Source organism: Rhodococcus sp. T9N, assembly GCF_024436645.1.
GTDB lineage: Bacteria > Actinomycetota > Actinomycetes > Mycobacteriales > Mycobacteriaceae > Rhodococcus_F > Rhodococcus_F qingshengii.
The window spans coordinates 66716-87590 of sequence record NZ_JAMSKS010000018.1; the positions used below are offsets into that span (position 1 = coordinate 66716).

The following is a 20875-nucleotide window of genomic DNA, read 5'->3' on the forward strand; positions in this document are numbered from 1 at the left end:
CCAGGCGGTCGATGCCTCGCGATGTGCACTCCCCGGTGGTAATCCCCACCCGCGCCAGTCGTGCGTGGTCAGCGTACCGCGCGGTTGCTTCACCGCCACGAAACGCGTCGAGAACGCCACTCACAAAACGAGACAAATCGACATAACCTATCAATAGGTAACGATCTGACCTGCAGTTATTCCATCCTGTGCAATTAGATGGCACGATGGGGGCAACCGCACGGGCACCAAGCATTGGAGGCACCGATGGACAACGGCAAGATAAACCTGACCTATGACGGTCGGGTGTCACTGAGCTTCCAACTGGCGATTCCGCACGCACCGGACAAGGTCTGGAAAGTGATAACGGAACGCGAGTACCTCGACGCCTGGTTTCCGGCGGACGTCGATTTCGATCTCACTCCCGGCGCGGATCTACTGTTCAAGGTGACACCGGAACAAGTCGAGCGTTTCCGACTGCCCGCAGATCACGTGACGCGCGGGACGGTCATCAGCGTCCACCCGCACCGAATTCTCGAATTCCTCTGGGACGCAGACACTCTTCATTGGGAACTGGCACCGGACGGCACCGGCGGCTGTTGGCTGACTCTCACCCACACGATGGAGGACGAGGAATCCGCGTACGCGCACGCCGCCGGCTGGCACGCGGGCTTGGAAGTTGTTGCGGCCCAACTCGATGGACGCGAAGTCGACTGGTCTCCGTGGGACCGCGCCGACGAACTCTCACCGCAATATCGCAAGTCTGCTTGATTCTGGGCCCGAGTTCAGTCTCGGGCCCGCATCTCATTCCCCTTTACGCGGGAAATGCCTGATCATTCCTTCTTGGACCACCGTCGCCAACAGCAGTCCTTCCACCGAGAAGTACCGTCCCGTTGCCAGACCGCGCGAACCTGCGGCGACCGGCGATTCGGTGGCGTACAGAACCCAGTCGGTGAACCGGAACGGGCGATGGAACCAGATCGAATGATTGACCGTCGCCGCGACGATACGATCATGACCCCAGGACAAACCATGAGTGGTCAGAATCGAATCGAGCACGGTGGTGTCGGACGAATATGCCAGCGTCGCAGCGTGAATGAGCGAATCGTCCGGCAGATCACCGTCGGGGCGCATCCACACCCGATTGTGGTTGAGTTTCTCGCCGGTGCCCTTGAGGATCCACGCCGGATCGTTGGCGTACCGCATGTCGATCGGCTTGAGCGCCGCACTGAAATGCGGCAGTTTTTCCTCGTACCCCACCAGATGATCGCCGATGGGAGGCAACGACTCCGGAAGTGGAACATCCGGGATCTCGACAGCATGGTCGAGCCCCTTGCCGGAGTCCTGGAACGCCGCGAGCATCACGAACAATTCGTTCTCACCCTGATAGGCAGTCACCTGACGGTTGGCGAACGCCCGCCCGTCGCGATGACGATCCACCCGATACTCGATGGGCGCCTTGACATCTCCGCCGCGAATGAAATGGGCATTCACCGCATGGATGGGGCGATCACCGTCGACGGTCCGCCCGGCGGCCATCAGTGCCTGAGACACCAACTGACCGCCGAACGTCCGCGAACCTACCTGTTTCGGGTGGTATCCACGGAACGCGTCTTCACCGATCTGCTCCAGATCCAACAGACCGAGGAGAGTACCGAGGTCGGTGGACGCGTTCGCGTGGGTCACTCAGTGGTCCTCTTCGCCGATACGGTGGACGTGAATGAGGTTGGTGGAACCGACAGTTCCCGGAGGGGATCCGGCAACGATGACCACGAGGTCGCCCTTGACGTACCGCCCGAGGGAGAGCAACGCACTGTCCACCTGACGCACCATCTCGTCGGTGGTGGCCACCGCATCGACCAGGAACGTCTCGGTTCCCCACGTCAGCGTCAGCTGACTGCGCACCGCGGGCAGCGGTGTGAAGGCGAGCAACGGCAGCGGCGTGTGCAGACGAGCCAGTCGACGCACCGTGTCACCGGACTGAGTGAACGCAACCAAGGCCTTGGCGTCGAGACGTTCGCCGATGTCGCGTGCTGCGTACGAGATGACACCGCGCTTGGTGCGCGGGACGTGGGTCAACGGTGGGACACGGGTCGATTCGTTCTCGACGGCCTCGACGATGCGGGCCATGGTGCGAACGGTTTCCATGACGTACTTGCCCACCGAAGTCTCGCCCGAGAGCATGACTGCGTCGGCGCCGTCGAGAACGGCGTTGGCGACATCGGATGCCTCTGCGCGAGTGGGACGTGAGTTCTCGATCATCGACTCGAGCATCTGCGTCGCGACGATGACCGGCTTCGCGTTCTCACGAGCAATCTGGATTGCGCGCTTCTGAACGAGCGGGACCTGCTCGAGCGGCAACTCGACACCGAGGTCACCGCGGGCGACCATGACGGCGTCGAACGCGAGCACGATGGCTTCGAGATTGTCGATGGCCTCGGGCTTCTCGAGCTTCGCGATGACGGGAACGCGGCGCCCGACTCGATCCATGATGGCGTGAACCAATTCGACGTCCGCCGGTGAGCGAACGAAGGAGAGTGCAATGAAGTCGACACCCAGCTTGAGAGCGAACTCGAGGTCGGCGATGTCCTTGCCCGACAGGGCTGGAACGGAGACGTTCATACCGGGCAGTGAGAGGCCCTTGTTGTTGCTGACCGGACCGCCTTCGGTGACCCGACAGACGACGTCGTTGCCGTCGATGGACGTGACGACCAGGCCGACCTTTCCGTCGTCGACCAGCAGTCGATCGCCGGCCTTGGCGTCGCGCGCCAATTCCTTGTACGTGGTCCCGACGCGATCGTGCGTTCCCTCGACGTCGTCGACGGTGATACGAACCTCTTCACCGTTGGCCCAGGTGGTCCGCTCGTCCTTGAATCGGCCGAGGCGAATCTTGGGCCCCTGAAGGTCGGCGAGAACACCGACGGCCTTTCCGGTGGCGTCCGACGCGGCGCGGACGCGAATGTAGTTTTCTTCGTGATCGGCATGCTCGCCGTGGCTGAAGTTGAGGCGCGCCACGTCCATGCCGCTCTCCACGAGCTCACGGATGCGGTCGCCAGAAGCTGTCGCAGGTCCAAGTGTGCATACAATTTTTGTCCGTCGGTTCACGGCTCGAGCCTAGTCGCTACCCCACCGCACTTCTATCCGGCATTTTGCGACCTGCACTTTCTGTACTTACTCGATTCAGTTGGTCAGCTCACGAACAGCGGAAATGCCTTTGGATGAACCGGAGCCGGAAGCGCCGACTCGCCTGTGAGAAACATGTCGACGGCACGTGCGGCCGACCGTCCCTCGGCAATCGCCCACACGACCAGCGACGCCCCGCGATGCGCGTCGCCGCAGACGAATACGCCGGGTGTCCGGGTCTGCCACCCGACATCACACTCGATTCTGCCGAGTGGATCGGTGCCGACATCAAGGTCGGTGAGCAGCGGGGCGGTTTCGACGCCGTCGAAACCCAGAGCGAGCAGGACCATCTCGCACACCAGATCCGTCGTGTCGCCGGTCTCCACCAGGGTCCGTTGTCCGTCCTTCGCTCGTGACACGGCTACCGGAACCATCCGGATTGCGCGGACCGCACCCCCACCGTCGTCGAGAAATTCCTGCGCCGCCCATCGGAATCGTTTGTCACTGCCCTCCTCGTCCGCCGGCGAGGTGCGTAGGAGCCGCGGCCACAGCGGCCATGGGTCGCGATCTCGATCGCGGTGTGCCGGAGGTGGGACGTGGTAATCCAATTCCGTCACCGAGAGGGCGCCTTGGCGATGCACCGTGCCGAGGCAGTCGGCGGCCGTGTCGCCGCCACCGATGATCACGACGTTCTTACCTCGCGCCGAGATGCTCGACGCACCATCAACCTCGCATTCGTGGTTGGCCGCACGCAGGTACGTCATCGCACGATGGATTCCGCGAAGACTACGACCCGGTACGTCGGTGTCTCTGGCACGATCAGCCCCGACCGCCAGGACTACCGCCTCGAATTCCGTCGAGAGGTCGTGCGCGCTCACGTTCACTCCGACGGCGCAGTCGGTGACGAATCTGATCCCCTCGGCGGTCAGTTGGTCCAGCCGCCGGTCGATGAGGGCCTTGGGCAACTTGAATTCCGGAATTCCGTAGCGAAGCAGTCCCCCGATCCGATCGCTCCGCTCGAACACCGTGACACTGTGTCCGGCTCGTGTCAGTTGTTGAGCCGCGGCCAGTCCCGCCGGTCCCGAACCGACAACCGCAACACGGTTTCCGCTGTGAACTACCGCAGCCTGCGGCCCCAACCAACCCGACTCCCAGGCGTTGTCGACAATCGCCTGTTCGATGCGCTTGATGGTGACACCCCCCGACGTGTGCTCGTCGTCGAGTGCGAGAACGCACGCCGTTTCGCACGGTGCGGGGCACAGATGTCCGGTGAACTCGGGGAAATTGTTGGTGGAATGCAGATTCTCCGAGGCTTCGGACCACCGTCCACGCCGAACCAGGTCGTTCCATTCCGGAATGAGATTGCCGAGCGGACACCCTACGTCGGCCGAATGGCAGTACGGCACAGCGCAGTCCATGCAACGCGAGGCCTGTGCAGATACGTCTCGATTTCGCACGACGGGATCCAGCGACTCGTATACCGACGCGCAGTCGCCGACACGCACATCGGGCGGTCTGGTCGGTGCGTCGGATCGTTTCACGTTGAGGAACCCGCGTGCGTCAGGCATGAGCCGGCTCCACCAGTTCGCTCTCTTCCACGACCTTCCGGTAGTCGACAGGCAAGACTTTGGTGAATCTCGGACTCTGGCCAACCCAGTCGTCGAGAAGTTTCGCAGCCACCGGCGAGCCGGTAGCGGCCAAATGCTCGCCGAGAATGTCGACCAGCTGACGACAGTCTTCCGCCGAAGGCCGCTCCAGCACGACCATGTCGCGGTTGACCTTCTCTGCCTTCACATCGAGTACGAAGGCAATTCCGCCCGACATTCCCGCAGCAAGGTTCCTACCAGTTGGGCCGATGATGACGACGCGACCCCCGGTCATGTACTCACACGCATGGTCGCCGACGCCTTCCACCACAGCGACCGCACCCGAGTTTCGCACCGCGAATCGTTCCCCGACACGCCCCCGGGCATAGAGCGCACCGCTCGTAGCGCCGTACAGCAGCGTATTGCCGGCAATCACCTGCTCCTCGGCCACGAAGGGTGCGTCCTCACTCGGCCGAAGCACAATTCGTCCACCCGAGAGCCCCTTTCCCACGTAATCGTTTGCATCGCCGACGACGACCAGCGAGATGCCGGGCGGCAGGAACGCACCGAGTGACTGGCCTGCCGTTCCACTGAGCACGACGTCGATGGTGCCTTCAGGTAGCCCAACGGCGCCGTAGCGTCTGGTCACCTCTGCGCCCAGCCTCGTTCCCACCGCCCGATCCGTATTGTGTACTGGCAGTTCGATATGCACGGGTCGAGCGTCCTCGAGTGAGTTCGCGGCGCACTCGATCAGGGTGCGTTCGAGTTCGCTCGAAACAGGTACACACGGCGGGTAGGCCGCGCCGGTCGGCGCGGCCGGAACGTCGAAGAGTGGTGAGAGGTCCAACGTGCGACTCTTCCAATGCGCCACCGCCGGAGACATTTCCAATACGTCTGCGTGGCCCAGAGCGTCGTCGATACTTCGAAACCCCAGTTCTGCCAACAGCCGTCGTACGTCGTCGGCGATGAAGCGAAAGAAGTTCTCGACGTACTCGGGCCGGCCGGTGAATCGCTCGCGCAGTTCGGGATTCTGCGTTGCTACTCCGACGGGGCAGGTGTCGAGGTGACATACCCGCATCATGACGCAGCCGGCCGCGATGAGTGGCGCCGTGGAAAACCCGTACTCCTGCGCCCCCAGCAACGCGGCGACGACGACGTCCCGCGCCGTGCGCAAACCGCCATCACACTGGACGACGATTCGATCGCGTAACCCGTTGAGCACCAGAGTCTGCTGAGTTTCGGCCAGCCCGACCTCCCACGGCGTACCCGCGTGGTGGATGGACGAGAGTGCCGCAGCACCCGTCCCACCGTCGTGACCGGAGATCAGCACCACGTCGGCGTGCGCTTTGGCCACACCTGCCGCAACAGTCCCGACTCCGACTGCGCTGACCAACTTCACGTGTATCCGCGCACGATCGTTTGCGCATCTGAGGTCGTAGATCAATTGGGCGAGATCCTCGATCGAATAGATGTCGTGGTGCGGGGGCGGAGAAATGAGCCCGACCCCAGGCGTCGAGTACCGGGTTTCCGCGATCCACGGGTACACCTTGGACCCCGGAAGCTGCCCTCCTTCACCGGGCTTGGCACCTTGGGCCATCTTGATCTGAATGTCGGTGGCATTGACCAGGTAATCGCTGGTCACCCCGAAGCGCCCACTCGCGACCTGCTTGACTGCGCTTCGACGCTTGTCGTCACGCAACCGCTCCGGCGACTCTCCGCCCTCACCGGTGTTGGAACGCCCGCCGAGAGCATTCATCGCAACCGCCATCGTCTCGTGCGCCTCCGCAGAGAGGGAGCCGTAGCTCATCGCACCGGTGTTGAATCGAGCGAGAATCATCTCGACGGGTTCGACCTGATCGAGCGGAATCGGCGGACGAACCTCACACCGAAATCGAAACAATCCCCGCGGTGTTCCGCCCTGCGCGCTCAGTCGATCGACTTCATCGCTGTAGCGGCGAAAGATTTCACTTCGCGCCGTCCGGGTCGCGTGCTGAAGGAAGAACACGGATTCGGGTGTGAACACATGCAATTCACCATCGCGGCGATACCGGTACTGTCCGCTGTCGGTCAACTGACGATTGTCGAACTGACGATGCTGCACTGCGGACGACGAGAACGCAGCCGTGTGGCGCATCAGAACTTCGCGCGCGACTTCGGTGATACCGATCCCGCCGATCCGGCTCCGTGTGTTGCAGAAGTATTCGTCGACCAACTCTCGACCCAAGCCCACGGCCTCGAATACCTGTGCGCCCGTGTAGGAGTGAACCGTAGCGATTCCCATCTTCGACATCACTTTGAGCACGCCGAAATTTGTTGCTCTCAGGTAGTTGTCCGACGCAGTCTTCGGATCTATCCCGGGAAGTTCGTCCTGCTCGCTGAGGGCTTGGACAGATTCGAGAGCAAGATACGGGTGGACAGCCGCCGCACCGTAGCCGATCAGCAGCGCGATGTGATGAACTTCGCGCGCGTCACCCGAGTCGACGACAAGGGAAACCTTGGTCCGCAGGCCATGACGAACCAGATCGTGGTGCACGGCTGATACTGCGAGCAATGACGGAATGGGAGCCTGCTCAGGGCCTGATCCACGGTCGGAGATCACCAGAATCTCGATTCCGGCTGCGGCGGCTGTTCGGGCGGACTCACGAAGCCTCTCGACGCCTTCGGTGAGACTGCCCCTCGGATCGAAACCTGCGCGAAGGACAGCGCTTCTCGGAGTTCTTGCGCCGTATAGTTCGGCGACCTTCGCCATCTTCCCCGGTCCGATCACCGGTTTGTCGAGAACAATCCTTCGGCACGACAGCGCCGACGCTTCGAACAAGTTCTGCTCAGCGCCGAGGGTGACACCAAGCGTAGTGACGACTTCCTCGCGAATCGCGTCCAAAGGCGGGTTGGTCACCTGAGCAAAGAGCTGAATAAAGTAGTCGTACAACAGCTTCGGCCGATCCGAAAGAACGGCGAGAGGCGTGTCGACACCCATCGATCCCAACGGCTCCGATCCTGAGCTTGCCATCGGGACAAGAATGTCCCGCAGGTCCTCGGCGTGGTATCCGAAGAGCAACTGCCGTTGCAACAGCGGAGCCGGATCGCCTCGGGCGGGCGCAGTCTCGGGGATTTCCTCGAGGTCGACCAATCCCCCGTCGACCCAGTCCCGGTAGGGGGCCGTGCTCGCGAGTTCGGACTTGATCTCCGCATCGGAAACGATCCGATGGCGAGCGGTGTCCACGAGAAACATGCGTCCCGGTTCGAGGCGCCCCTTCTCCAACACCTCGGACGTGGGAGCGTCGAACACACCGCTCTCACTGGCCAACACGATACGGTCGTTCTTCATCCGCCACCATCGCCCTGGGCGAAGACCGTTGCGATCCAACACGGCCCCGACAACAATGCCGTCGCTGAACGTCACGGACGCCGGACCGTCCCACGGTTCCATCAGACAACCGTGAAATTGGTAGAAGGCCTTTATCTCGTCGGGCATCGAAGAATCGTTCTCCCAGGCTCCGGGAATCATCATCGCGATGGCGTGTTGCACACTGCGGCCCCCGAGCGTCAAAAACTCCAGTACTTCGTCGAACGACGAAGAGTCGGATCCTCGCGGGGTGCAGATCGGAAACAGGCGATCGATGTCCCCACCTAAAAGTGTGCTCCGCAGCATCGGCTCGCGAGCGCGCATCCAATTCCTGTTTCCCACAATCGTATTGATCTCGCCGTTGTGGGCGATGCAGCGATACGGCTGAGCGAGTGGCCACGACGGAAATGTGTTCGTGGAGTATCGACTGTGCACGACTGCCAACGCAGTTCGCATTCGGTCGTCGCGTAGGTCGGTGAAGTAACCGGATAACTGCGTCGGCGTCAGCATGCCCTTGTACACGATGGTTCGGGCGGACAACGAGGGAAAATACACTGCAGTGTCGGCCGAGTGAATCCGCTCGGCTTGTCTCCTGAGGGCAAAGACTCGTCGGTCCAAGGCAATTCCGCCCACACTACGATCTCGTGACTCGGCGCACGTCACAAAACACTGACTGATGTACGGAGCGCACTGCGCGGCAACGGTTCCGACGCAGTCGCGGTCGACCGGCACCTCTCGCCACCCGATAATCCGCAGTCCTTCTGCCGCTGCGTACCGGTGTATCCGAACGACCGCGCGCCGACGTGCTTCCTGATCCACCGGGAGAAAGCAGTTTCCGGCCGCGTAGGTGTTCTCACCCATCGCATTGGGCGGTGGAAGCTCGAACTCGGTCACCGCGTCGAACAACTCCGTCGGCAGCTGAATCAGAATGCCCGCGCCGTCTCCGCTGTTGGATTCGCGCCCAACTGCGCCGCGATGGGAGAGATTGCCCAGGACCGCGAGCGCATCGTCGACAACGGAATGCAGGTGGCGTCCAGAGGTGTCTGCTACCACGGCTACACCACACGAATCGGTTTCCTGATCGGGGTCGTACAGGCCCCGAGGTTCAGGTATTCGAGAAAACAGCACTCGGCGACCTCCACGCGGACATGCAGCCGACGTGCGCTAGTTTATCAGCCCATAACCGCAGGTCGCGAGAGCAAAACGGTGACCCCCTGATACCGAGGCATCAGGGGGTCACACTTGCCGAGGGTCGTTTCGATCAGCTACGCAAAGGGCGGTTGTACTGATCGCGCACACTGCCGGTCAACATCATGATTCCGTCGATGAGCGGCCAGATGCCACCGATTCCACACGTCAACCAAGTGACCGCGATCTGTGCGACAGCCATGCCGGGCTGGTTGAGATAAAAACGTCCTGCACCGAATCCGCCGAGCAGAATGCCCAGCAATCCGGCAGTCGTCTTCGACTTGTCCGAGTACGGTTCACCGGTCATCGGGTCACGTCCGTATGGTGCGGACGGGTCGACCAGGCCGTAGCCAGGCTGAGGATAACCCTGAGCTTGTGGGTACCCCTGAGGCTGACCGTAACCCGGCTGTGAGTATCCCGGCTGGGGGTAGCCCTGCGGCGGAGCCGCGTAGGGATTCGGAGTCTGATCTGCCGGTGCACCGTAGACGGGACCGTCCGTCGGGGTTTGGGTCGGCCTCGAGTAGTCCGGCGCCGGATAGTCGGTCGCCGGATAGTTCTGAGCGGCGTAGCTTTCCTGCGACGTGTACGGCGCTGTCGGCTGATTCGGGGTGGAATCAGAATCGGCAGCGGGAAACGCTGTGGTCGATTCGGTTCCGGTCGGCGGCGGGTAGATGGGGTGGTTTCCCCACCCCGGACCGTTTCCGACTCCCGAATACGTGTCCCAGCCTGGACCGGTGCCGGTGGTCTCCGTCGACGGCGTCTTTTCGGTGGGTGCCGAGGTTTCCGTCAACGACGCATCCGCCGTCGCGTCGTAGTCGAACGGCGACCCGAACTGCGGTGGAACCGGCGGCTGTGATCCAGACGAGTCCCCCGACTCGGAAGGTTCCGGATTCTTGTTCAAGTTAGGCAACGTACTTTCCTTCGATTCGACGACGGTACGTAATAGCTTTTGTTATCGGACTTCGAGAAGGTTCGACCTTCTCGAGGCCAGTCCCCCACACATGTTTCCTCGGTTCGCGCTCGCGACTCATCCTCGCAATGGCCGGCGAGCACCGTCCCGCGCATTGCCCGAAAGTATCACGATGCCGTCGACGAACGCCCAGATCCAGATTCCGATCGCAAATGGAATTCCGATGAGGAACGCCGACATGAACAGCGCGAAGAACATGCCGAGCAGTTGGCACAATCCGATGCCGACACTTCCGATATAGAGGCGCCCGACTCCACAGATTCCGAAGAAGCCCAGCAAGATCTGCAACAGTCCAGCGGTGGCCTTCGACTTGTCGGAATACGGTTCCCCGGTTACCGGGTGCCGACCGTACGGGGCGTAGGGATCTCCGAACCCGTACATCGATGGAGGCGGCAATGGCTGCTGATATCCGTACGGATTGGGCGCGCCGTAGACCGGTCCCTGATCCTCGGGGAATCCCCCCTGCGAATAGGGACCTGTCACGGCTTGTCTTTCTTCGACAGCTTCACCGCGTCCGACGACTCATCCGACGCTGCCGTGGAGGCGCTTGCCTCACTGGAAGCGGATTCAGCAGCATCGGATTCAGAATCTTCAGCGTCGGCGACTTTCGCGTCGGCCTTCGCCGAATCAGTTTCGGTAACTGGCGCCGCGACTCCTGCTTCGCCGGCAGCTACCGCAGCGACGTAGTCCTTCGACTTCAAATCAGCCGGATCCTCACGACCCTTCTTCGCCAGGAAGAAGTAGGCCAGTGCGGCGAAGAACACGATCCCCGAAGTGAATGTGTTGACGCGAATGCCGGCGATCTCATAGGCGAAATCGTCGCGCATCAGTTCGACGACGAACCGGCCCAGGCAATAGCCCGCGACGTACAGAGCAAACAGACGTCCGTGGCCGATCTTGAATCGGCGGTCGACGAGGACCAGCAGGATCACGATCAGGACGTTCCACACAGCTTCGTAGAGGAACGTCGGGTGAACGACCCGAATGACTTCTCCGTTGGAGACACCTGCCAGTTGATCGAGCTGGCCGGAAGAGTTCACACGCTCGAAGATCTCGAGGCCCCACGGGACGGTGGTCTCGCGACCGTACAACTCCTGGTTGAAGTAGTTGCCGATACGACCGATGGCCTGCGCGAGCAAGATTCCGGGCGCAATCGCATCACCGAGCGCGGACACCGGAATGCCGCGTCGACGGCAGCCGATCCACGCACCGATGCCGCCGAGGAACACTGCTCCCCAGATTCCGAGGCCTCCCTGCCACACCTTGAGTGCGTCGAGTGGCTGACCGTTCTCGCCGAAATAGGCGGGCCAGTCGGTCAAAACGTGGTAGAGCCTGCCACCGATCAGACCGAAGGGAACGGCCCAGATCGCGATGTCGAGAACGGTCCCCTTCTCGCCGCCGCGGGCGACCCAACGACGATCTCCCCACACGATCGCGACGATGATGCCGAGGATGATGAAGAGCGCGTAGGCGCGAAGCGCCACCGGTCCGACGTACCAGACGCCTTGGGGCGGGCTGGGGATATAGGCCAGCAGGTCCACAGTTGAGGTCACGACGCCACGGTAGCCGAGCGGACGCCCTCGGCGAGTTCTTCGGTGAGCGAGCGAACCGCTCCCAGGCCGTTCTCGACCGCGGAGACCAGAGCCGAGCCGACGATGACGGCATCGGCGTATGCCGCGATTTCGGCAGCCTGTGCGCCGGAGCGAACTCCCAATCCGACGCCGACGGGAATGTCGGAATGCGCGCGGATTCGTGCGGTCAGTTCCGGAGCCATCGAAGACACGGCGTCGCGAGCGCCGGTGACACCCATCGTCGAGGCCGCGTAGATGAATCCACTACTCGCATCGAGTGTCATCGCGAGTCGTTCTTCCGTCGAGGACGGAGCGACAAGGAAGATCCGGTCGAGGTGGTGCTCCTCGGATGCTTCCATCCAGGCGCCGGCTTCTTCCGGAATGAGGTTGGGGGTGATCAGTCCGAGCCCGCCGGCGGAAGCGAGGTCTCGTGCGAACTTGTCGACGCCGTACTGCAGTACCGGGTTCCAGTACGTCATCACGACGGCCTTGCCGCCGACCGAACTGATCTGCTCGATCACGGTGAAGATGTCGCGAAGGCGAACGCCGTTGGTGAGTGCAGTTTCGGCTGCACGCTGGATGGTCGGACCGTCCATGACCGGATCGGAATACGCGACACCGACTTCGATGATGTCGCAGCCGCCGTCGACCATCGCCTTGAACACGTCGATCGATTCGGGAACGGTCGGATAACCGGCAGGCAGGTAACCGACGAGGGCGGCACGCTTGTCAGCCTTGCACGCGGCAAAGGTGGGTGCGAGGCGTGATGGTCGTTCGCTCACTTGTCCGAGCCTTCCGTGTTGTCGTTCTCGTCTGCTGCATCATCCGGAGCGGCTGCCTGACCTGAGGCGCCGTCGAAAAGACCGAACCAGCTTGCGGCGGTGTCCATGTCCTTGTCACCGCGACCGGAGAGATTGACGACGATGATCGCGCCCTCACCGAGTTCTTTGCCCAGTCGGAGTGCGCCGGCGACGGCGTGGGCCGATTCGATGGCCGGGATGATGCCCTCGCGGCGTGAGAGCAGCAGCAGCGCATCCATGGCTTCACTGTCGGTGACGGGTTCGTAGGTCGCGCGCCCGATATCGCTCAGGTAAGCGTGCTCGGGTCCGACGCCCGGGTAGTCCAGACCAGCAGAGATCGAGTGCGATTCGATGGTCTGACCGTCTTCGTCCTGGAGCAGGTACGAGTAGGCACCCTGGAATGCGCCAGGGGTACCGCCGGCGAACGTTGCTGCATGCCTTCCGGTTTCGACACCGTCGCCGGCCGCTTCGTAGCCAACCAGCCGTACCGACAGATCGTCGATGAACGGGTGGAAGATTCCGATTGCGTTGGAGCCGCCTCCGACGCAGGCTGTGACTGCATCGGGCAGGCGGCCGGTCAGTGCCTGAACCTGGACGCGTGTTTCGAGGCCGACCACTCGCTGGAAGTCCCGAACGATGGTGGGGAACGGGTGCGGGCCTGCCGCGGTACCGAAGCAGTAATAGGTGTTGTCCGCGTGGGAAACCCAGTCGCGCAAGGCTTCGTTGATCGCGTCCTTGAGCGTGCGCGAACCGGTCTCGACCGAAACGACCTCCGCGCCGAGCAGGCGCATGCGTGCGACGTTCAGTGCTTGACGTTCGGTGTCGACAGCACCCATGTAGATGACGCACTCGAGACCGAGCAGTGCACAGGCGGTGGCCGATGCCACACCGTGCTGGCCCGCTCCGGTCTCGGCGATGATGCGGGTCTTGCCCATACGCTTTGCCAGCAGAACCTGACCGAGAACGTTGTTGATCTTGTGAGAACCGGTGTGGTTCAGATCTTCACGCTTGAGAAGGATGCGCGCACCGCCGGCGAACTCGCTCATTCGCGTTGCCTCGAAAATCGGCGACGGGCGCCCGGTGTAATCGCGCTGCAAGCGGTCGAGTTCGTTCAAGAACGTGTCGTCCGCTCGAGCCTTTTCGTACTCCGCAGTGACTTCGTCGATAACCGCCATGAGGGCTTCCGGCACATGCCGTCCGCCGTAGACGCCGAAATGGCCTCCGGCGTCGGGATCGTGGGAGCGCTCGGTGAGTCCCGCGCTGGCCGGCGGCAGATTGCCGCCCTTGAATATTGCACCGGAGCCTGGTTCCTGAGTACGTGAAGTCACCCCACCAGTCTGCCCCAACGGTGTCGCTGGTCACCGCCCGGGTGCATCAAAGCACGCCGGGCGGGTGAAGCGATTTATCGAGACGGTTTGGGGCAGGACGGGTGCGCACCTGCATTGACCAGATCTGCGACGGCCTTGCGAGGGTCGCCGCTGGTCACGAGGCCTTCACCGACGAGCACTGCGTCGGCGCCCGCCCCGGCGTACGCCAACAGATCGGCAGTTCCGCGAACACCGGACTCGGCAATCTTGATCGTCTCGGTCGGAAGACCGGGAGCGATGCGACCGAAGGTGTTCTTGTCCACCTCGAGAGTCTTGAGATTGCGGGCGTTCACACCGATCACCTTGGCGCCGGCTTCGAGCGCGCGGTTGGCTTCTTCCTCCGTGTGCACCTCGACGAGGGCAGTCATTCCCAGAGATTCGGTGCGATCGATCAACGAGGCGAGCGCCTGCTGCTCGAGTGCCGCGACGATCAGCAAGATGACGTCGGCGCCGTGAGCGCGAGCCTCGTGAATCTGGTACGGCCCCACGATGAAGTCCTTGCGGAGCACCGGAATGGTGACCGCTTTACGGACTGCGTCCAGGTCGGCCAACGAGCCGTGAAAACGGCGCTCTTCGGTGAGAACACTGATGATGCGTGCGCCACCGGCTTGGTACGCCGCGGCAAGCTCAGCGGGATCGGCAATGTCGGCCAACGCACCCTTTGACGGGCTCGCTCGCTTGACCTCGGCGATGACGCCGATGCTCGATTCCAGAAGTGCTGCTGCAGCATCGAGTGCAGGCGGTGCAGCGGCCGCAGCAGCCTTGACTGCAGCGAAGTCGAGTACGGCTTCGCGGGCGGCGACATCAGCGCGCACCCCGTCGAGAATCGAGTCGAGTACGGTCATCGTGGCCCGAATCCTTTCTGGGCAAGAGCCCGATGTGAGATACGTCATCAGGGTGGTCTCAGCCTAGTGGGACGAAATTTTGCTACTCCGTCGGGGTACCCACGCAGGTGAGGGTTCAGTCTTACTCAGTGGGACGACCCCGGTTTCGCGCCGTTGTCTCCCCCAACTCCGTCGTCCCCGTCAGTCGCTGTCGGGTCCTCTCCGGCGTCGAGCGCATCCCACAACATCCGTTGTGTCACAGGCTCGTCCGATGCGGGTTTGTCTCCCTGACCGAGCTTGGCTGCGGCCTCGCGGCGCGCGGCAGGGTTGTCGTATTTCGACGACAACCCGCCTCGCACTGGAGGTTTGCGCATCAGAAGTACCGCCGCGCCGAGCGCCGCCACCGCTCCGACCAACGCAAGCAAGGCAGGCAATACCGAAACAGTCGTCGAGAGATCTTCCGGGTGACCGGACAACTCGGCCAAGTCCACCGCTCGGTCCGCAGAGGCTCCGGACACCAACAACTGCACTGCCGGAACCGCTACCGCGACGGCGACGAGGGCAACCAACAGTCCGACTACCCGAAGTGCCCAACCTCGCACCGCAAACGACGCCGCGATCGCCGCCAGAAGCGCGAGCGCGAGCGGAGTCATCGCCGCCGCCCAGGTGCTGCCGTCGAGATCCGTCGTCCTCTCCAGCGTCTTGCCGTCGCTCGAGGTCAGATGAACCCACGTCATTCGTGAGCTGCCCCACAGAGCTGCTGCCGACAACGCCAGCAGAAGCGTTCTCGGCACGGCGGTGCCACGAGAAGCGCTTGTAGGCTCCGCTGCACTCGACTCGTTCTCACTCACTGATCGTCACCTCCGATGGTGCGCAGGGTGTGCGCCGACGCAATCGCGCTCAGCACTGCCATCGCCTTGTTGCGGGCCTCGGTGTCCTCGTAGACCGGATCCGAGTCGGCGACGACGCCGGCGCCCGCCTGGACGTATCCGATCCCGTCCTTGATCAATGCCGTTCGGATCGCGATCGCGGTGTCGGCGTCGCCGGCGAAGTCGAGGTAGCCGACGATGCCGCCGTAGATACCGCGCCTGGTCGGTTCCAGTTCTTCGATCAGCTGCATCGCACGGACCTTGGGCGCCCCCGAGAGGGTTCCAGCGGGGAAGCATGCGGTGACGGCGTCGAGAGCGTGCTTTCCCTCGGCCAGATGTCCGGTGACCGTCGATACGAGATGCATCACGTGGCTGTACCGCTCGATGTGCCGGTAGTCGTGCACCTTCACCGTGCCCGGGCGACAGACACGACCCAGATCGTTTCGCCCCAGATCGACGAGCATGAGGTGCTCGGAGTTTTCCTTCTCGTCGGCGAGGAGGTCCTTCTCGAGCAGGATGTCGTCCTCCTCTGTGGCACCGCGCCATCTGGTTCCAGCGATCGGGTGTGTTGTCGCGACGCCCTCGGCGACGGTTACCAGTGCCTCAGGGCTCGAACCGACGATCGAAAACGCCGTCTCTCCATCACCGTTCGGCACGTTGAGCAGATACATGTACGGGCTGGGGTTCGACGCTCGCAGCATCCGGTACACGTCGATCGGTGCTGCAGTGCAATCGATCTCGAATCGCTGCGAGAGAACTACCTGGAATGCCTCGCCCGCTTCGATGTCGCCGATCAACTTGTCGACATCGACACCGAAGCTCTCGGTGGTGCGCTGACGACGGTAGTTCGGAGTCGCTTTCGAAAATGTCGACACCGTCGATTTCGCCGGCGCCGCGAGAGCACGAGTCATCGCGTCCAACCTGGCGACTGCGTCGTCGTACGCCGTGTCGACGCGCTCGTCCGTGCCGTCCCAGTTGACGGCATTGGCGATGAGGGTGATCGCCCCTTCGTGGTGATCGACTGCGGCGATGTCGGCGGCAAGCAGCATGACCATTTCGGGGATCTGCAGGTCGTCGACCGCGGAGTCACCCAATCTCTCGAGGCGCCGCACCGCGTCGTAGCCGAGGAATCCGACCATTCCGCCGGTCAGCGGGGGCAGGTCGGGCAGCCGCTCCGAACGAAGCAGCTCGAGGGTGGCACCGAGCGCGTCGATCGGGTCGCCGCCGGCCGGAGCGCCGGCCGGAACGTTGCCGTACCAGGCCGCCTCTCCGTCCACGACGGTCAGTGCAGCCGGACTCCCGACGCCGATGAACGACCACCGCGACCACGAACGACCGTTCTCGGCCGACTCGAGCAAGAAGGTGCCGGGACGATTGCCGGCCAACTTCTCGTACGCCGAGAGCGGAGTTTCGGAGTCCGCCAACACTTTCCGAGTGACCGGAACGACCCGGTGATCAGCTGCGAGAGCTCGGAACTGCTCCCGGGTCGTGGTGGAATCGGACGCGTCACCGACGATCGCGGTGTCGGATGACCGTGCGGACATGGAGGTGGGCTCGCCGTGCATGGCTCCATCATCCCAGGCTCCCCCATGTGGCCGTCGTGCGCGGGTAACCTCGGCCGAATGAAACCAGGCCAACTCGCTCCCGATTTCTCACTGCCCGACCAGGACGGGACTCCGCGCTCGCTGACGAGCCTGCTCGAGAACGGACCCTTGGTCCTCTTCTTCTACCCGGCAGCCTCGACGCCGGTGTGCACCGCCGAGGCGTGCCACTTCCGTGACCTCGGCAGCGAATTCGCCGCGGTGGGCGCTTCGCGAGCGGGCATCAGCACCGATACGGTCGAAGCTCAGTCCACCTTTGCCACCGCACAATCCTTCGACTACCCCCTACTCGCCGACACCGAGGGCAAGGTAGCCGAACAGTTCGGCGTCAAGCGCGGACTCCTGGGCAAGTTGGCTCCGGTCAAACGCTCGACCTTCGTGATCGACACCGACCGCACCGTCCTCAAAGTCATCTCGAGTGAACTACGCGCCAACACCCACGGAGACCAGGCGCTCGAGTTCCTTCGCAATCGAAGCTGACGTGCCTGGGCACCTGATTCTCTGCGCGATTTAAACCCTCTATGTGACCTGAATCGAGCGCTTCGCAAGCCCCATCCAGAATCCGTCGATCACCTGGGTGGGCACCTGTTCCGGATCGGACGACGCACCGAGCGTGACGAACAACGGGGCGAAGTGCTCGATGGTCGGATGCGCGTACGGCATCCCGGGAGCTTGAGCGCGGAAGTCGATCAAGGAATCGACGTCACCGGCAGCGAACCTCTCCCCTGCCCACACGTCGAATTCCGCCGACCATCCCGGGGCCTGCGCCTCCGGTGACGGATCGCGCAGGAACGGTAGCCCGTGCGTGGTGAATCCGGATCCCACGATCAGTACACCTTGCTCACGGAGTGGCCGTAGGCGCTGTCCGAGATGGAGCAAACGCTCGGGATCGAGGGTTGGCAGCGAAATTTGCAGTACCGGGATGTCTGCGTCCGGGTACATCACCGTGAGCGGCACGTAGGCACCGTGATCCAGGCCTCGATTCGGCTGCTGAACCACGCGTTCGTTGTCCGGCATCAACGCGGCAACCTGGGCGGCGAGTTCCGGAGCGCCGGGAGAGTTGTACTTCGCGCGGTAGAACCTCTCGGGAAAACCACCGAAGTCGTAGATGAGCGGGGTGCCCGTGGTCGTCGATCCGATCGTCAGCGGTGCTGATTCCCAGTGCGCCGATACGACGAGGATTGCCGTCGGCCGCGGAAGATCGCCGGCCCACGCCCCCAACTGGTCGACCCACAACGCGCTGTCCACCAGCGGCGGAGCACCGTGGCTGAGATACAGCGCAGGCATGGTTGTGGTGGACATACGGACTCCTCGGGATAGACATTCGTCGTAAGTTGAAGGTTCAACCTAATATAGAACTCAACACTTGCGTCCCGCAACTATTCCCCGCAGGATTCTTCTGGACATGCGTCTGAGACGCTGTACACAAGCACGCTCCGTGCACGAAGAATGCTCGACCCGAAGGAGAAGTCACCGATGAGTGAACCGACCGCGCAGCCCGACGCGCAGTCTCAGACGAAGTGGCTCACAGCCGAGCAGCAAGAAGCATGGCTGACACTGATCGCTCTCGTGACACGGTTGCCTGCCGCACTCGACACTCAACTACAACGCGATTCGGCACTCACACACTTCGAATACTTCGTACTCGCGGCACTCTCGGACGCCCCCGAGCACAAGCTCCAGTTGTCGGTACTGGCCCAGCGCGCGAACGCGTCCCTGTCCCGCCTCTCGCACGTGATCACGAAGATGGAGAAGGCCGGCTGGGTGAAACGGGAAGTCATTCGTGGCAGCCGCGGCTCCAACGCAGTGCTCACCGACGAGGGAATGGCAAAGGTGGTCGCGGCCGCACCGCCGCACGTCGCCTCAGTTCAAGGTCTCCTCTTCGAGGGCCTCGACGATCGCCAGGTCGCCCAGCTTTCGTCGTTGGGTACAGCAATGCTCACCCAACTGGACAAGGGAATCGCCGCCGGACTCGGCAAGGCCTGACCACATCCCCGAGACGAGCGACTGATGATCAAGACGGCAGCTTCGCGAGGTCGAGAGCAGCCAAGTGACTGAACAGCATGCTCGCTCCGATCGGGTTTCCACCGCCGGGGTACGTAGTCCCGCTGGCCGCTGCCATCGTGTTCCCCGCCGCGTACAACCCGGCAATCGCCGTACCGTCGGCTTTGAGCACCCTCCCGGTCGCGTCGGTGCGTAGACCACCTTTGGTCCCGAGGTCGGAGATGTCGAACGCGGCAGCGTGAAACGGCCCTTGGTCGATCGGTACGAGCGGCGAAGCCCCCTCGGAGAAGGCGCGGTCGTACGCAGTGTCTCCTCGACCGAAGTCCGTGTCGACGCCAGTCGCCGCAAACGCGTTGAATCGCTTCACGGTCTCCACCAGTTCCGCTGCGGGAACATCGATCTGGGCAGCGAGGTCTTCGAGTGTCTGTGCACTCTTCCACAACCCCGCAGCCACATACTGCTCCGTCTGGGCCATGGGTACGTTGGGCGCCTTCACCGGCGGCACTGCGCCTTCTCTGTTGTCGTAGATCATCCAGTACGGCGTGGTTACTTTCCCTGCCCGCATGTGTTCGATGACGGCGCGACCCAAGCGGTCGTACGGCGCTGATTCGTTGACGAATCGACGACCGTCGTCGTCCACGAAGATTCCGCCGGTGAACCACAGCGCAAACGCGGAGCGCCCATCTGGATGGGTGAGTCCCGGCGACCACCAGGCCTCGCCCATCAGGTCGGTGTCGGCACCCGCGGCGACCGCCGCCTGGTGCGCCTTCCCGAGGTTGCCGGGGCAGCCCATCGTGTCGAGAGCGGATCCGGGGACACCGAATTCGGCACGCATGGTCTCGTTCTGCTCGAATCCACCGGCGGCGAGGATCACTCCTCTGCGTGCCTGAATGGTTCGACGCCGACCATCTCGGTCGACGACGGCTCCGACCACCACTCCGTCCTCGACAACCAGTTCCTCGAGAGTGGTCTTCAGGTCCATGGTGGCGTTCGGGAGTTCCGCAAGAGCCAACAGGAATCGACCGATCAACGACTGGCCGCCGACGAGGTACTTCGGCAACTTCTCCCCCAGACGTTCCGTCGCCAGCGGCGAACGAAGCGAATCACGAAGCGCACCAAGCTTGTTCGCGTTCATCGGCTTGGGAACAATGTGCCGTCCGCTCGCTCGAGCCTTGGGCTCTTCACCGAAGTAGTCGGGCCACGGCAGTATCTGGAACTCGAAGTTCGAGTCCTCTTCGAGGTAGTCGATCAACCCGGCGCCACCTCGAACGTAGGCTTCCTGAACGTCGGCGGGCGTACGATCACCCACCACTGATCGGTAGTACTCCAGCGCATCCTCGATGGTGTCGTCGTCCCCGCCCCGACGAAGAACGGCGTTGCACGGGAACCACATCCCGCCGCCGCCCGAGTACGCCGTTGTTCCGCCATACCTGTCGGTCGCTTCGATCACAATGACGTCGAGGCCTTCGCGGGCTGCCGTGTACGCGCCGGTGAGTCCACCGCCTGACCCCACAGCGAGTACGTCGCACGTCTCGTCCCACTTCGTCATAATCAGCCTCTCCGATTCTGGGCACAATTTCCGAACATGTTCTAGAAATCGTTCTAACACATGGACTTAGCGATCGCGGGGGTTCGAAATTCTGTCCC

Annotated in this window: 17 protein-coding genes; 3 read left to right on the plus strand and 14 right to left on the minus strand. The window is 62.8% G+C overall.

All coding sequences use genetic code 11. The features are described 5' to 3' along the window. The first annotated feature begins 246 nt into the window (after window positions 1-246). The gene (locus tag M1L53_RS25015) at window positions 247-750 is read left to right on the plus strand and encodes an SRPBCC domain-containing protein (protein ID WP_261949277.1); all 504 of its coding nucleotides are present in this window, start codon (window positions 247-249) and stop codon (window positions 748-750) included. A 33-nt stretch (window positions 751-783) separates the two neighbouring features. On the opposite strand, the gene M1L53_RS25020 is transcribed toward M1L53_RS25015, so the two are convergent. From M1L53_RS25020 to M1L53_RS25075, 12 genes are all read right to left on the minus strand, one after another. Beyond that, a complete protein-coding gene (locus M1L53_RS25020; protein ID WP_003944096.1) occupies window positions 784-1665 on the minus strand; it encodes an acyl-CoA thioesterase II in 882 nt (293 codons plus the stop codon). Next, on the minus strand, window positions 1666-3084 hold the full coding sequence (gene pyk / locus M1L53_RS25025; RefSeq protein WP_003944038.1) for a pyruvate kinase: 1419 nt from the start codon (window positions 3082-3084) through the stop codon (window positions 1666-1668). It abuts the gene before it with no gap. A gap of 83 nt (window positions 3085-3167) precedes the next feature. Continuing rightward, window positions 3168-4670, minus strand: a complete 1503-nt coding sequence (locus M1L53_RS25030; RefSeq protein ID WP_054187419.1) for a glutamate synthase subunit beta — start codon at window positions 4668-4670, stop codon at window positions 3168-3170. Further along, window positions 4663-9162 (minus strand): glutamate synthase large subunit, encoded by a 4500-nt coding sequence (gene gltB, locus M1L53_RS25035; protein ID WP_054187420.1) that lies wholly within the window; start codon window positions 9160-9162, stop codon window positions 4663-4665. The genes M1L53_RS25030 and gltB overlap by 8 nt, the downstream gene beginning before the upstream one ends. Before the next feature lie 133 nt (window positions 9163-9295). After that, window positions 9296-10123, minus strand: coding sequence for a TM2 domain-containing protein (locus M1L53_RS25040; protein ID WP_007728705.1), 828 nt, complete (start codon window positions 10121-10123; stop codon window positions 9296-9298). Window positions 10124-10249: 126 nt separating this feature from the next. Continuing rightward, window positions 10250-10675 (minus strand): TM2 domain-containing protein, encoded by a 426-nt coding sequence (locus M1L53_RS25045; protein ID WP_030536756.1) that lies wholly within the window; start codon window positions 10673-10675, stop codon window positions 10250-10252. Continuing rightward, a complete protein-coding gene (gene lgt / locus M1L53_RS25050; RefSeq protein WP_180279703.1) occupies window positions 10672-11745 on the minus strand; it encodes a prolipoprotein diacylglyceryl transferase in 1074 nt (357 codons plus the stop codon). Before lgt ends, M1L53_RS25045 begins: the two co-directional genes overlap by 4 nt. Beyond that, complete coding sequence (gene trpA, locus M1L53_RS25055) at window positions 11742-12545, minus strand: tryptophan synthase subunit alpha (RefSeq protein ID WP_003944010.1); 804 nt, start codon at window positions 12543-12545, stop codon at window positions 11742-11744. The genes lgt and trpA overlap by 4 nt, the downstream gene beginning before the upstream one ends. Continuing rightward, a complete protein-coding gene (gene trpB, locus M1L53_RS25060; RefSeq protein ID WP_007728699.1) occupies window positions 12542-13891 on the minus strand; it encodes a tryptophan synthase subunit beta in 1350 nt (449 codons plus the stop codon). Before trpB ends, trpA begins: the two co-directional genes overlap by 4 nt. Window positions 13892-13965: 74 nt before the next feature. Next, on the minus strand, window positions 13966-14775 hold the full coding sequence (trpC, locus tag M1L53_RS25065; protein WP_003944016.1) for an indole-3-glycerol phosphate synthase TrpC: 810 nt from the start codon (window positions 14773-14775) through the stop codon (window positions 13966-13968). 125 nt (window positions 14776-14900) lie between these two features. Further along, window positions 14901-15605 carry a TIGR02234 family membrane protein gene (locus M1L53_RS25070; RefSeq protein WP_054187421.1) on the minus strand — a complete coding sequence of 235 codons (705 nt, stop codon included), beginning with the start codon at window positions 15603-15605 and terminating at the stop codon, window positions 14901-14903. Continuing rightward, the gene (locus tag M1L53_RS25075; RefSeq protein ID WP_054187422.1) at window positions 15602-17188 is read right to left on the minus strand and encodes an anthranilate synthase component I; all 1587 of its coding nucleotides are present in this window, start codon (window positions 17186-17188) and stop codon (window positions 15602-15604) included. Before M1L53_RS25075 ends, M1L53_RS25070 begins: the two co-directional genes overlap by 4 nt. A 57-nt stretch (window positions 17189-17245) precedes the next feature. Here M1L53_RS25075 and M1L53_RS25080 point away from each other — a divergent pair, with 57 nt between their 5' ends. Beyond that, the gene (locus tag M1L53_RS25080; protein ID WP_030536758.1) at window positions 17246-17704 is read left to right on the plus strand and encodes a peroxiredoxin; all 459 of its coding nucleotides are present in this window, start codon (window positions 17246-17248) and stop codon (window positions 17702-17704) included. Window positions 17705-17743: 39 nt separating this feature from the next. Here M1L53_RS25080 and M1L53_RS25085 read toward each other — a convergent pair whose 3' ends face one another. Then, window positions 17744-18526 carry a dioxygenase gene (locus M1L53_RS25085; RefSeq protein WP_054187423.1) on the minus strand — a complete coding sequence of 261 codons (783 nt, stop codon included), beginning with the start codon at window positions 18524-18526 and terminating at the stop codon, window positions 17744-17746. Between the two features lie 174 nt (window positions 18527-18700). On the opposite strand from M1L53_RS25085, the gene M1L53_RS25090 reads away from it, so the two are divergent. Then, entirely contained in the window at window positions 18701-19210 is a 510-nt protein-coding gene (locus tag M1L53_RS25090; RefSeq protein WP_039973005.1) for a MarR family winged helix-turn-helix transcriptional regulator, read from the plus strand. Window positions 19211-19238: 28 nt separating this feature from the next. Here M1L53_RS25090 and M1L53_RS25095 read toward each other — a convergent pair whose 3' ends face one another. Beyond that, window positions 19239-20777, minus strand: a complete 1539-nt coding sequence (locus M1L53_RS25095; RefSeq protein ID WP_054187424.1) for an FAD-binding protein — start codon at window positions 20775-20777, stop codon at window positions 19239-19241. Between the last annotated feature and the right edge of the window lie 98 nt (window positions 20778-20875).

What these genes read in the sequence shown, in the direction of transcription:
- M1L53_RS25095 (WP_054187424.1), bottom strand. Translation starts at nt 20,777, where the DNA reads ATGACGAAGTGGGACGAGACGTGCGACGTACTCGCTGTGGGGTCAGGC.
- M1L53_RS25080 (WP_030536758.1), top strand. Translation starts at nt 17,246, where the DNA reads ATGAAACCAGGCCAACTCGCTCCCGATTTCTCACTGCCCGACCAGGAC.
- M1L53_RS25015 (WP_261949277.1), top strand. Translation starts at nt 247, where the DNA reads ATGGACAACGGCAAGATAAACCTGACCTATGACGGTCGGGTGTCACTG.
- M1L53_RS25030 (WP_054187419.1), bottom strand. Translation starts at nt 4,670, where the DNA reads ATGCCTGACGCACGCGGGTTCCTCAACGTGAAACGATCCGACGCACCG.
- M1L53_RS25085 (WP_054187423.1), bottom strand. Translation starts at nt 18,526, where the DNA reads ATGTCCACCACAACCATGCCTGCGCTGTATCTCAGCCACGGTGCTCCG.
- trpC (WP_003944016.1), bottom strand. Translation starts at nt 14,775, where the DNA reads ATGACCGTACTCGACTCGATTCTCGACGGGGTGCGCGCTGATGTCGCC.
- M1L53_RS25075 (WP_054187422.1), bottom strand. Translation starts at nt 17,188, where the DNA reads ATGCACGGCGAGCCCACCTCCATGTCCGCACGGTCATCCGACACCGCG.
- M1L53_RS25090 (WP_039973005.1), top strand. Translation starts at nt 18,701, where the DNA reads ATGAGTGAACCGACCGCGCAGCCCGACGCGCAGTCTCAGACGAAGTGG.